At 46.2% G+C, this 12,844-nt stretch carries 11 protein-coding genes; 6 read left to right on the top strand and 5 right to left on the bottom strand.

Features of this window, described 5'->3' with window-relative positions:
• Positions 1–143 precede the first annotated feature (143 nt).
• Together KV201_RS16660 and KV201_RS16655 are read right to left on the bottom strand one after the other, a co-directional pair.
• Positions 144–617 carry a TerB family tellurite resistance protein gene (locus KV201_RS16660; RefSeq protein ID WP_006084588.1) on the bottom strand — a complete coding sequence of 158 codons (474 nt, stop codon included), beginning with the start codon at positions 615–617 and terminating at the stop codon, positions 144–146.
• A gap of 101 nt (positions 618–718) precedes the next feature.
• A complete protein-coding gene (locus KV201_RS16655) occupies positions 719–1,249 on the bottom strand; it encodes a DUF2780 domain-containing protein (RefSeq protein WP_006084587.1) in 531 nt (176 codons plus the stop codon).
• A gap of 189 nt (positions 1,250–1,438) precedes the next feature.
• Between KV201_RS16655 and KV201_RS16650 the strand changes: the two genes are divergently transcribed.
• Together KV201_RS16650 and KV201_RS16645 are read left to right on the top strand one after the other, a co-directional pair.
• Complete coding sequence (locus tag KV201_RS16650; RefSeq protein ID WP_006084586.1) at positions 1,439–2,146, top strand: hypothetical protein; 708 nt, start codon at positions 1,439–1,441, stop codon at positions 2,144–2,146.
• A 33-nt stretch (positions 2,147–2,179) separates the two neighbouring features.
• The gene (locus tag KV201_RS16645) at positions 2,180–3,655 is read left to right on the top strand and encodes a DUF4145 domain-containing protein (RefSeq protein ID WP_226059955.1); all 1,476 of its coding nucleotides are present in this window, start codon (positions 2,180–2,182) and stop codon (positions 3,653–3,655) included.
• Positions 3,656–3,747: 92 nt separating this feature from the next.
• On the opposite strand, the gene KV201_RS16640 is transcribed toward KV201_RS16645, so the two are convergent.
• Positions 3,748–4,095, bottom strand: coding sequence for a hypothetical protein (locus KV201_RS16640; RefSeq protein WP_006079655.1), 348 nt, complete (start codon positions 4,093–4,095; stop codon positions 3,748–3,750).
• A 374-nt stretch (positions 4,096–4,469) separates the two neighbouring features.
• Here KV201_RS16640 and KV201_RS16635 point away from each other — a divergent pair, with 374 nt between their 5' ends.
• Positions 4,470–6,341, top strand: coding sequence for a methyl-accepting chemotaxis protein (locus tag KV201_RS16635; RefSeq protein ID WP_006084584.1), 1,872 nt, complete (start codon positions 4,470–4,472; stop codon positions 6,339–6,341).
• A gap of 85 nt (positions 6,342–6,426) precedes the next feature.
• On the opposite strand, the gene KV201_RS16630 is transcribed toward KV201_RS16635, so the two are convergent.
• Positions 6,427–7,398 (bottom strand): LysR family transcriptional regulator, encoded by a 972-nt coding sequence (locus tag KV201_RS16630; protein ID WP_226059954.1) that lies wholly within the window; start codon positions 7,396–7,398, stop codon positions 6,427–6,429.
• Between the two features lie 113 nt (positions 7,399–7,511).
• Here KV201_RS16630 and KV201_RS16625 point away from each other — a divergent pair, with 113 nt between their 5' ends.
• The gene (locus tag KV201_RS16625; RefSeq protein WP_006079661.1) at positions 7,512–8,720 is read left to right on the top strand and encodes a multidrug effflux MFS transporter; all 1,209 of its coding nucleotides are present in this window, start codon (positions 7,512–7,514) and stop codon (positions 8,718–8,720) included.
• 157 nt (positions 8,721–8,877) lie between these two features.
• Positions 8,878–9,501: a tRNA-uridine aminocarboxypropyltransferase gene (locus KV201_RS16620; RefSeq protein ID WP_226059953.1), complete on the top strand. Its 624-nt coding sequence runs from the start codon at positions 8,878–8,880 to the stop codon at positions 9,499–9,501.
• A gap of 504 nt (positions 9,502–10,005) precedes the next feature.
• Here the strand turns inward: KV201_RS16620 and KV201_RS16615 are convergent.
• Entirely contained in the window at positions 10,006–12,126 is a 2,121-nt protein-coding gene (locus tag KV201_RS16615; RefSeq protein ID WP_226059952.1) for a bifunctional diguanylate cyclase/phosphodiesterase, read from the bottom strand.
• Positions 12,127–12,420: 294 nt separating this feature from the next.
• Between KV201_RS16615 and KV201_RS16610 the strand changes: the two genes are divergently transcribed.
• Positions 12,421–12,792: a hypothetical protein gene (locus tag KV201_RS16610; protein WP_226059951.1), complete on the top strand. Its 372-nt coding sequence runs from the start codon at positions 12,421–12,423 to the stop codon at positions 12,790–12,792.
• The last annotated feature ends 52 nt before the right edge of the window (positions 12,793–12,844 follow it).

Raw genomic sequence — 12,844 nt, 5'->3', positions numbered from 1 at the left:
GGCAGGACAAATCATTTTTTAGTCAAAGACAATATCAATAAGGTCTTAAGACTATAGCGTGAATGTGAAACGAGATAGCGTTTCGCATTCACGCTTTTTTATGCGGCGGATTAATCGATTAGTACTTTGATTCAACCGTTGAATCACTGGGGCGCCTGATCAATATGTCGATTGGCGGCGATGGCAAGATTGCGCATTTGAATTAACTCGCTGTGTTTGAGGTACAGCAAATCAGCGGTGCGACGAATGATTTGGTCTTCATATTGGGATAACTGTCCATCGGCATAGGCCAGTTGCCACATCGCGAGCAATAATTGCTGCTTTTGCGCTAGGCTAAATTCAGCGTTAATGGCTGAGGTAAATTCAAACAGTGAGGTCGCGCTACCTTGCACGCTTTTGGCTTCATCAATCAGTATCTTAGCGTCAGTTTCTGACATTGATAGTGTATCTGTCAGTAACTTAGGCAATAAGGCTTCTTCCTCTGCCGTTAAGGTATCATCGGCAAACACCACTTCAAGTAACATACTCGCCGCGGCGAGTTTAAGTTGATGCGCCTTGTCTTCAGGGGAGACTGCTTGCGTATGTGCTTCAAAGAATCGTCTTAACTTCGCAATCATATTTGGCGGTTCTCATGTTGGAGGGAATATTAAGGTAGAGTCGATTGGGGGGCGAAAGTTCACCCTAAGCAGTGTATTGCTTAGGGTGAGATAAAACGGGATTACAGTAGCGAGTTCAGACCTTTCATCAGTAAGTCTGAGGTGCCTTCAGTGCCATTGGTATCCAAGTAAGACTTAGCTATGTTGATCATCGGCATCGCTAGATCTTTAGAAATGCCCAATTTTTCAAAGGCGTCTAACACCATCGCACTGCCTTGCAGTGATGAACCTAAATCACCCGCTTTGGATAACAAGCCAGAAACGCCTGATTTTGAGTCCAATTTAGGCGCTGCTGCTAACAAGCTATCGGCATTAGGAATGCTGGCAGCCAGTTTTGAATAGTCGGTTGTCCCTAGGCTAGATTGTGCTAAGCCTAATAAACTGCCTAAGCCACCTTCGGCTTGAGTTTGGTTTAAACCCAATTGTGACATGACGCTGCCAACTAAATCATTTGACTGAGTTGCTGTCGCCGTTGTGGCCGCTTTTTCAGTTTTGGCTTGAGTTCCGGCCAAGTTATCTAACCATCCTGCACTGGCTGGCGCCGCTAAAATACAAGTGCCGAGGAAGATAGAGAGGGTAAGAGTGTGTTTCATATGGAAGCGTCCTTTGATGGTTTGCGCATGTGTTCGCGGGACAGTTTAGCGGGTTTGCAACTTTTGTTGCAGTAGTTTTCTGTGATTTACGATTCACACTGGTGATTTCTGCTGTGCATTGCTACGGGATTTTCGGTATCCTTAGCGCAATTCTAAGTGTTAATTCATTTCAATTATTTGGAAAGTCGCATGTCACTGTCCGCAATTTTGTCAGAAGCCTATAACTTCTTCCGTAATCATCTGGCGCAACTCGCTATGCTGACGATTCCATTACTTTTGATCCAAGTAGGGATCCAGTTGTGGCTTGGCGTAGAGATGAGTAAAGTCGATCTTGAAAATCCACAGTTTGGCGCACCACACATGGTCGCAATGATGCTGTTACTGCTCACCTTTTCGGTATTAATCGCCGCCCTGACACTGTTTTTAGAACTGCGCTCTCAAGGGCATAGTCCTTCTGCGGGCATGGTGCTGAAGGCAAGTCTACCTTTTGTTCCACCACTATTATTAGCTGGGGTGTTTTCTGGTTTAGCTATTTTAGCGCCAGTGATGCTGTTTGCCGCCTTCGGTCCTTTGTGGCTGGTGGGGTTGGTTATTAGCTTCTATCTCTTCGCCCGTTTGGCCTATGTGAACTTTATGGTCGTGGTTGAGCGTTTAACACCGCTGGAAGCCATCAAGGGCAGTTTTAGCTTTAGTGGTCCTATCGTGCTGAGAACTATTGCACTATTAATGCTCTATCTGCCACTTTCAGTGGTGGGTAATCTGCTGTCAGGTGCTGCCTCTATGGGCGGATTACCGCTGCAAATGCTATCGGATACCTTTATGTCTTTCATTGGCTTATTCGTTAACGTGGCTTTGTTCCGCTTATATATGGTGTCGAAAAAACCAAGCGTCGAATAGCGCAAACTCAATTCAGCCTGCAGGGAATCACTCATGGGGACGAAAACGGTCATTAAGGATAGTAAGTTTATCCAAGATTTTTCGGCCTCCTTGAGTGATGACTACCTCAAGGCAAAAAGCTATGTGCAGGATGTGCCGACTCAGTCGCTACTGCACATTCGCAGTTTTACCCATAAGCTCACCGAGTTACTGGGGCAAGATAAGCAAATCGCGTTTTCGAGTCCGAATCTGTACGATAGGATCGAGCAACTAAATCAGCAGCGCGTTATCGATGTTAAGACGACTCGCGCGCTGCATCGATTGCGGGCCGACGGTAACCGCGGCGCCCATCCTGAAAAATATCACCTGACTCAAGCGCAATTGCTCGCGCTGGCGCAAAAATCTATTAAAGATGTTTTGGCGCTAGTCGAACACTTGTATCCCAAGGTTAAAGGCCAAGTCGCACCTGATTATCGTTATGAAGCATCTGATGCCATGACCGCGAAGGATTTATGCTACCGCGCTGTGATGGAAGATGACGCCGAAGCCCAGTATCTGGTGGGTATATCCTTTAAGACCAAGGCCTTGATGCTGAAAGAGCAAGAGCTGCAACAAGATCAAGAATTTGCCAATTCAGCTGAAGCTACTTCTAATTCAGAATCTTCTGGCGTTTCACCTCTTACTTCCCACATTAGCGCCGCTGACAGTTTTGCCCGTGCCGCCTATTGGTTTGCCCTTGCGGCGCCTCGGCATATGGAAGCGTTACATGAGCACGGTGTGGCCTTGATCCACGGTTATCAAGGTGTGCCAGAGGTGGCGAAAGGTGAGCAGCTTATTGCGACGGCGGCCGAGGCGGGTGTCGTTAATGCGATGGCGTTATTGGGATATTTTTATCTTGTCGGCAGTGAGTCGTTTCAACCCGATAGCAAGTTAGCACAGCAATACTTACAGCGCGCCGCTGAGGGGGAGCAAACCGAAGCGATGGCAAATTTAGGTGTGCTGTATTATCAGCAAAAAAATCTAACTCAAGCCTATCATTTTATTAGCAAAGCCGCACAAGCGGGTTATCCCCACGCCCAGTATCATTTGGCATTAATGCTCGCCAATGGTGATGGCTGTACTCGAGATATGATTGCCAGCGAGTATTGGATGGCTGAAGCTGCCGAGCAAGGGCAACTCGATGCCATGCTGACGCGGGCGCAGCATATGCTCAATGATGATAATGCCTTTGGTAGTGATTTGACTCAGGCTGAGGATTATCTGCGCCAAGTGATCAAATATGGTCACAGTGTGCCTGCGATGATCGAACTGAGTATGGCACTGGCTGACGGTATGTTAGGGCGAATTGATGTTGTGGGAGCCGCTGCTTTGCTGAAGTTGGCGCGACAACATGCCAATAAAAAAGAGGCCGAGATTATCGAGCCTCTTTGGCGTTCTCTTGCATTACAAATTAAAAATGTACTTAAGGTAACTCAAGATCCCGCAGAAATTCATAGCCTTAATCGCGCACAGACATTACTCGTCATTTAAGTAGAATAACGACACTTCACTCCTCGTTTCGCGATCATAAGCTTGCCAGAGCGAACAAAATTTAATATCTAATATCTAAACGTCAACACACCCTAGTGTTCATCCTCTTTATGCTCAAAAGTCCGCCCTTGATGGCGCGTCGCATTGGATTCTCTAACAATCGTTTCTGAACCATAAACCTGGCTCTGTGGCTCATCTGCAGCATGGGCGTGTTGCTTGGCGTTTGCCTGTGCCTGATTAAATTTAGCCAACTGACGCGCCATGTAAAAACGGCTAAACAGGACTAAACAACCGAGCGCAATGGCGCCAAATAAAAGCACGAATGGCAATAAAAATAGCGATAAACAGATAAGGCTAACGCTAATTGCCATGGCTAACCAAGCCCGTGGGCCAGAAATTCGGGTCTGCAGCGGGCTCTGTTGGAACTGTTGATAAATCATAAGAACTCCTCGATAGGCAGTGGACATTTAGTGTGCAATAGCGAGTGCGTCTAGGTCACGTTAATCTTGATTAATTTACTTTATTTTACCTCTGAGGCCATTGGGCTGTTACGTATCATCCCGATATGTGATCTCGTGGTCACCTATGTTGTGCATCGAATAACGGTTAGTTAATCATATGTTTTTGCTCGAATCTTTTTGATGTAAATCTGAGCAATTTCTTTGCGAACTGTACAGAGTATGAGAAAATTAAGTTCAGATTAAGCTGCAGTTTTAACTCAGTTTGCCGCTTTATTAAATTAGTTTTAAATGTTCGTTCAACTCGCTCAGACACCCTCTTGTTTCACTGCTTTGTTAATAAATTAGACGCCAACATGAACTCATATTCGCTCAAGCAAAAAATTCTGTTCTCCGTCGTGGTAGCCCTTTCACTCGTGATTGGTTTGTTGTCATGGCAAAGTTATTCCAGCCAAAAGTCTCAGCTGTTAAAAAACAGCCTAGAACAAGTGCAGCGCTTAGGTGAGCAGCAGGCTGAGCGTATTCAAGAATGGTTGGCCGGCCGCCAAGATATTATGGGGGCACTGGCGAGCAAAGTTGAGGGTGATAGCCTAAATACGTTGCAACAAGCACAAGCGTCTGGCCGTTTCCAGTTGACCTATTTTGGGAGCCAAGCGGGGCAAATGCTGGATTCTGATCCGAGTGTAGACCGTACTGGTTATGATCCTCGTAGCCGTCCTTGGTATCAACAAGCCATCAGTGCACGCGGTCCTATCTTGACTAAGCCTTACGTGGATGTGGCTTATAACATTCTGGTTGTGACTATGGCGCAGCCTACGGCACAAGGTGTTGTGGGTGGTGACTTATCTATCGCGAGCCTAGTTGACGGTGTTAATCGGATGAAGTTACCGGCCAACGGTTATGCCATCATGATGCACAAAGACGGCACGGTTATCGCTTATAAAGATCAAGCTAAGACGATGAAACCTATAGGTGAAATCGACAACGATCTTAATCGCAACTTGCCAGAACAGAGCCGTGCAGCGGGTACTCTGTTGCCTATGTATTTTGAAAATGAAGGACGCGATAAGTTAGTTTGGAGCGTTGATATTCCCAATACAGATTGGGAATTAGTGTTAGTGCTTGATAAGGAAACGCTAGAAGCGCCACTGTCGAGCCTGTTACTCACCCAACTGGGTTTATCGGCACTCGTACTGCTGTTGAGTGTGTTAGCGATTTCTTGGTTAGTTGGCATGTTACTGGGTCCATTGAGCCGAGTATCGCAGGCACTGGCGCGTATCGCCGATGGTAACGGTGATTTAACTCAGCGTATTTCAGTCGACACTCAAGATGAAGTGGGCGTACTTGCCGATAGCTTTAACCGTTTTGTTGGTAGTCAACATCAGTTGATCAGCCATATTCGCCAGTTAGCGAATGAGTTAGATGCCGATGCTGAGCGTAGTCTGGCCACCACGCAAACCTCGGTGACTGAACTACAACGTCAGCAACAGGAAGTGGCTATGGTCGCGACCGCAGTAACAGAAATGGCGAGTGCTACCAATGAGATTGCGGCCAATGCTGAAAACACGGCAACGGCGGCTCAACAATCTGCCGCGAGCAGTTTACAGGGTAAAGAGTTAGTCAATAAAACCCGTAACTCGATTAATTCGCTGGCCGATGAAGTGACTCAAGCGACCGATGTCATTGCTGATTTGAGCCGTCACGCTCAATCAATTTCAAGCATTCTAGCGACGATTCAAGGGATTGCAGAACAAACCAACTTGTTGGCGCTTAACGCTGCCATTGAAGCGGCGCGTGCTGGTGAGCAGGGCCGTGGTTTTGCCGTGGTCGCGGATGAAGTGCGTGTGTTATCGCGCCGTACTCAAGATTCGACTCAAGAAGTGCATACCACGATTGAAACACTGCAACGCACAACCGCCAGAGCCGTCAGTTTGATGGAAAGCAGCCAAGCATTAGCGGGTCACAGTGTTGAAGATGCGAATGCGGCGGCGAAAGCCCTTGAAGAAATTACTCAAGCGGTCAACGTGATTTCAGATATGGCAGGCCAAATTGCTACCGCAGCGGAAGAGCAGACTCAAGTGACGGGTGAAATTACCCAAAACACCGTTGCGATTAAAGATGTGACCGATGAGATCACCGCATCGGCCATGGCAGATTTGGCACAGGCGCGGGGATTAAAAGCCCGTGCTAATGATCTTAATGCACAAGTCGCGACCTTTATTCTGTAGCCACTATTTGTAGCGCTTCACTTTGATAAGAGCCCGATAACGCCTTTGCTTTATCGGGCTTTTTTATTGATGGTGATTTGGCGTGTTAAAGCATTTCTGCGGGAGTAAATAACTTAGCGACACTCTGACAAATCGTTTCTCTAATCCATTTATGCCCTTGATCTTCATCATTTCTTTGATGCCATAACAACACATAGGCCATGGGCATAAATTCGAAGGGTAAGGGCAGTAGTTTAAGCGGATAGAGCTGGCAGGCGTGCCTTGCAAAGCTTGAGGGCAGAGTGAAGATTAAATCGCTGTGGGTGCACACACTGGCGGCACCATAAAAATCGGGTACTGTCGTACTGATCCGGCGTCGATGGCCGAGATCGGCAAGAAAGTAATCCAGCGCCCACCAATCGCTGCCTTCACAGCGAACCTGCACATGGGCCATGTCGAGGTAGAGTGGGAGCTTCCATTGTTCTGAAGTGAGCGCCGCCATCAGCGGGTGGTCTTCACGCACTAAACATACTTGTTGATCGGTAAACAGTGTTTGATAGGCAATCCCTTCGGGCAGGCGATCCACCTGAAAATCGGACAATGGATGCAAGTCCCGCCCTGAAATACCAAAGTCAATTTGCCCTTGTTGTAAATCCTGCATCGATTTTTCGGTCCAGACATAGGAGTCAAGTTTGACGTTGGGCGCCGTGGTTAGCATAGGGCCAATAAAATACGGGATTAAGGTTTCATAGGCGCTTTCCACCATGGCAAAGGAGAATTGTCGATTGCTACTGGCGGGATTGAAGGTCGGAGGCTGGGTGAGTTGATATAAGTCTTGCAAAATATTCGGCAGTTTTTGCCCAAGAATTAGGGCGTGCGCCGTCGGTTTTAAGCCGTGGGCCGTGCGCTGAAATAGGGGATCATCTAAGGTTTCTCTGAGCCGATTTAAGCTCTTACTGAGGGCTGACTGGCTTATATGCAATCGGCTGGCGGCGCGAGTCACGCTTTGCTCTTCTAGCAGAACTTTGAGTATGACCAGCAAGTTAAGATCGATTCTGGCTAAGTTGTCGATATTCACAGATATTCCTCAGAGGAAATTTACTTTGGAAATTATACCATTTCTGTTCATACCTTGAGTTAATTAAAATAGCGCCCACTGAAATACCTTTTCCTGATCAACTGAGATTATTTATGCGGCGCAATCTATTACCTATCCTGATGTCTATGGTGCTTCTCAGCCCATTGGCAATCGATATTTACTTACCTTCAATGCCAACTATGGCGGCAGAATTCGCCGTATCTGCCAGTGATGTGCAATCTACGATCGTATTATTTTTATTCGCCATGGGCTTAGGCCAAGTGTTGATTGGGCCATTAGCTGACCGTTATGGCCGCCGTCCTGTGGCAATCTTTGGGGTCTTACTCTACGGTGCGAGCAGCCTTTTAGCCGCTGCGGCTATCGAATTTCATTGGTTACAGATTGCCCGTTTGCTGCAAGGTTTAGCTGCCTGTTCGACTTCTATCGTGGTGTTTAGCGCGGTGCGTGACTGCTACGATCAAAAAGAAGGTGCTAAGATTTACAGTTACTTAAATGGTGCCATTTGCGTTATTCCTGCATTAGCGCCGACCTTAGGCGGTTTATTGGCAATGCAATTTGGTTGGCGCTCAACCTTCGTTTTCATGACGTTATATGCCATGTTGATGTTGCTCGTTGTCGGGTATCGCTTACCCGAGACTCGACCTGCTAATACGGTTACCACAGGGCCACTTTACCGTTGGGGTCGATACAAGCCTGTACTGGGTAACACTCATTTTTTGTTTTATGCCTTTGCTTGTATGTCGGCGATGGCGGCGATTTTGTGTTACGTGTCGTATGCGCCTGTGTGGCTGATTGGGCATTTAGGGCTTTCTGAACTCATGTTCAGTGGTTTATTCGGTTTCAATGCAGTGTTTAATATCGTGGCCTGTTTTACGGCGCCGCTGGTCATTCGCAAACTCGGTAATCGCCCGACAACGATTTTGGCGCTGTCCATACTCGTTCTGTCTGCCGCTATCACTGTGGCGGGTCAGCAATTCGGTCCGAGCACTGGAATGATGGCAGCGTTTGCCTTTATGTTGCCCATGTTGATGTTAGGCGTGGGATTTTCCTTCTTACTCGGCCCAGCGACCAGTATGGCCCTGTCGGCCTTCGGTGAACGAGCTGGAACGGCGGCGGCTATGTTAGGTTTTATTCAGATGAGCGGTGCATCCGTGCTCGCTGGACTCGTACAGCAAACGAATTTAACCGCACCTTATGCAGTGGCCTTAGTGATGGGCGTATTTCCTATCGGTTTATTGTTGATGATGGCACTGAGTCGATTTGACCACTGGCATCAAGAGCAGTTAGCTGGCGAGCATTAGTTCGCGGCACAGGTTAATTACAAAGTCGTTAATTACAGAGCACACCCTTTACCCACAGTTTATTTGACCGCGAACTGTGGGTATTTTTTATTGTGCCTAATACCTCTTTATCCTTTGGTATACTCGTAAAATAACTTACTCAAACCGAGGGTAAAGCTTGTCCCGTCACTATTGTGCTATTTGTCGTTATCCCCAGAATGCTTGCCTGTGCGCGAGTGTTCAGCCTATCTCTCCAATGACTCAGTTGGTGGTTTTACAGCACCCGAGTGAAGTCGAACATAAAAAAAATAGTGTGCGGGTATTGAGTCTTGTTGTTGCTGAAACGCAAGTTTATGTGGGCGAAAGCGAGGCCGACTTCAATGTTTTACGGGAACATTTAACGGCGTGTAATAAGCCGATTTATCTCGTCTATCCCTCTGAGCAAAGTGTGAGTGTTGAACAGCAGCCTATCAATCCAGATTGTGTATTGCTCTTACTCGATGGTACTTGGCGCAAGGCGTTTAAGATGTTGCAGCTGAATCCTTGGATAACCCAGTATCCTGCGGTGCATTTGGCTGAAGGTTATGAGTCGCGCTATCGGATCCGTAAGTCGAGTCGTAGCGACAGTTTATCGACCTTAGAAGCTTGTGCTTATATGCTAAGCGCCCTTAATCCTGCGCTGGATGTTCAGCCCTTAATGACGGCATTTGATGCTATGGTTGAACTGCGGATTAAGGCGATGCCGAGCACTGTGCAGGCTCGTTATCAGAACTCAAACAAACCTAACTGCGAGACTAAGTGAATGTTTTGACATTATTTAACCTTAGAGGTTTTAGGTCTGAATTAATGCCTTTAAGTTATTTAGTTTTGATACTGCGTACGAATTAAATTAGTCAAAATCTTATTCAGATCACGCTAACTTAGTGTGAAATACGGTTTAATAATAAGGATTCATTTGCGCAGCAAATGATGAGATAGCTTTGCCAGCCAATTGCTTTGCAGGGGAGTGATTCCATTGTTAATCACAATTAGTTAATGGCGTGCTGGCAGGGCTATCGAGCTTTAAGCTTTGTGTTTTTCCGCAATGATATCGCAGCAATTTTTCTGCTTAGCCTCTAATTTTAATCAAAGCTAATCCGATAAAACAGTTGTATATATGTTCATTGTTCGGAGCAAATGATGAGATGGCTTTGCCAGACAATAACTGGCTTTGCAGGGAGTGACTCCATTATTAATAGCAATTCGTTAGTGGTGTGCTGGCTGGGCTATAGAGCCGATGCGAACATCGGCAGATTTCAAATTCGTTCTAAGCTAAGCGTTTTTCCGTAAGAAAGGTTTGGGTGAAGTTATCGACTGAACTCGGGTAGCCAAAAAGAAATCCTTGGGCAAAACCTTGGCCCATGTCTGTCATTATTTCCCTTTGTTGTTGAGTCTCTATGCCTTCGGCGACGAAGTGAATATCCAGTGCCTGCGCGAGCTGCACTATGGCATTACAGAGCTTTTGTCCTGACACTTCGTTTAAACGTAGGGCAAACTCGGCATCAATTTTTACACTGTCTATGGGCAAAGTGCCTAAGCGACTGAGTGAAGATAACCCAGTACCAAAATCATCAATGGCAATGCTGACACCTAAGGCTTTGATGCGATTGAGTGTGAGTCGTGCTTGCTCAGGTTGGCGTAGCAGTGCCGATTCTGTGATTTCTAAAATCAGTGCCTCAGCAGGTAAATTAGCCATTTCCAAGGCATTAATCACTTGGTCGATAAAATCTAAGTGTTCCAATTGCAGTGGCGACACATTGACTGAAATTCTAAAGTCCGCCTGATTATGTGCCCGCCATTGTGCCGCTTGCACGCAAGCCTGTTCCAATACCCATTGACCAATACTGACAATTAACCCTGTCTCTTCCAGCAATGGCACAAAATCGGCGGCGTCATAATACTCGGTAGGTGATTTTTGCCAGCGCAGTAGGGCTTCAGCAGCTATCGTTTGATTTGTGTGTAAATCCACTATGGCCTGATAGGCGAGAGTGAATTGTTTTAAGCTGTGCGCATGTCTTAGGCTATTGATTAAATGCAGCTTTAATTCTGCTGCTTGGCTCATAGCCTTATCGTAAAACACGAGGTGCGGTAAGCTCTTTTTAGCACAATACATGGCTGTATCTGCAAGGCTAATCAGTTGTCCCGCTTTATCACTGTGGGTCGGAAATAGCGCAATGCCGATACTCGTGCCGAGGAAAAACTTTTGCCCTTCAATTTCAAAGGGGCTCTCAAATAGACTAAGTATCTGCTCTGCAAACAGTTGGATTTCATCTTTGCAGCTGCAGTCTTGCAGTACTAAGGTAAACTCATCTCCACCCATGCGGGCTATGTCGGCTTTTTCGATACAACCGGCTTCGAGTCTGGCTGCGACGAGTTGTAACACTCTATCGCCCATGGAGTGGCCGAAACTGTCATTGATATTTTTAAACCCATTGAGATCTAAAAACATCAGCGCACCTAATGCTAAGGGATCGGTTTTAAGTTTTTCTAGGGCACTATTGAGGATCTGCTTAAGGTGGAACCGGTTTGGCAATCCAGTCAAGGTATCGTACATAGCACGGGTCGTCAGCTGAGTTTCTAACAACTTTTTGGTACTAATGTCACTGAAAATATTCACATTATAGTGAGCGCCATCTTCGGTAATGATTTTTCGACTACTTTGCCATGCTGGGAAATTGCTACCATCTGAACGTTTTTTCCACGTTTCACCCTGCCAAAAGCCCCTTTGTTTTAGTGCAATTTGGCATTCGGTTTCTTCTCCCAAATGATGGCTTTTCAACTCTAAAAATTCAGGGGTTTTACTAATAAGCTGCTCGGCGCTATAACCGCAAATACGGCACATGGCTTTATTAACGGCCAAAATCTGATCATCTGAGTCTGTGATATACACAGCTTCGGCACTTTCTTCGAGTGTCGTCGACAAAATCTCTTTGGGAATATGGGCAAAACCATCAGAAATGGTTGCGCGCATTTGATTGCGACGATTAAGAGCTTGAAATTCCACGAGCACAACGGGCTGCTGCTGCAGATAGCAGCGATAGAGGTTCACTCGAGTCGGCAGTTCATTGCCGACTTGACTCAGGTGTAGCCAGTTGAATTCAACATTATTACCCGCAATGGCTTCGAGGATCATTTCCCTCGCATATTCAACACTATTGCGGCCGGAGGATTGAATTCTTGGCGAAAAATCATAGGGAGTCGCATTCACAAAGGCGTCGTACTCAGTCTCAAAATAACCCAGAGTCGCTTGGTTGGCACTAATAAAGCTGAAACCTTGAATTAAGGCCAAGGGAGTTTTGTGGGGATGTGCTTGCCAGAGCGACAGCTTTTCTTGCAGTACTGGATCATCTGTACTGAGTTTTTTAAGTAAGTGTTGCCATCTGATCATTTAGGATACTCCCTTGTGACGCATATAAGGTCACATCCTATTTTTTAGGTCTTCGTTGATACGAAGTTGCCCAATAGTACATCATTCCAATGGGGTTAAAAATAAATCTAATTGTTGTTTTACTCAACAACGAAACTTAAAAAGTGTAGTTTAAGACTTGTATATAAGCATATTTTTTAAGAACACCTGCTGAGTATTCCAAGCTTAAGCAGATTTTATGCTATGTTTTGCGCATCTTGTGCGAGTTGGCTGTTATCGTTCATCCATCCGATGACCAAATAAAGGAGGCCGGAAATGGCGCATTTATCTAAGGTGCTCATCTCTAAAATGTTGATGCCGTTAATACTGATTTCTAGTGTTTATTTTGCTGTAGCCAATGCCGCCGAGTCCCCTAAGCCAAAATTAACCCTAGAGCAAAGAGCCGATAAGGCCCGCATAGACTCCCAGCGATTAGAGCAGGCCCAATTAGAAAAGGCGCGCCAAGCGGCCAAAGAGACAACTGAGCGAGAAGATAAAATTAAACAGCAGTCCCAAACCCATGATTGGGAGGCTCAGCAAAAAATCAAGGCACAGAAACAGTTCGACGAAAGAGAAAGTCGCGAGCAAAAATATTTACGGGAAGCAAAAGAAGCCGCGGCAAAAGAGCGTAAAATCCCTAAGCCTTAAGCAGGCTATCGACACAGTAGATTTAAGCTAGGCAGTGCGAGCATTGTTTGTG

Origin of the sequence: Shewanella sp. SR1 (assembly GCF_020447145.1) — a bacterium.
Lineage (GTDB): Bacteria > Pseudomonadota > Gammaproteobacteria > Enterobacterales > Shewanellaceae > Shewanella > Shewanella baltica.
This window is presented reverse-complemented; position numbering and strand designations above follow the sequence as displayed.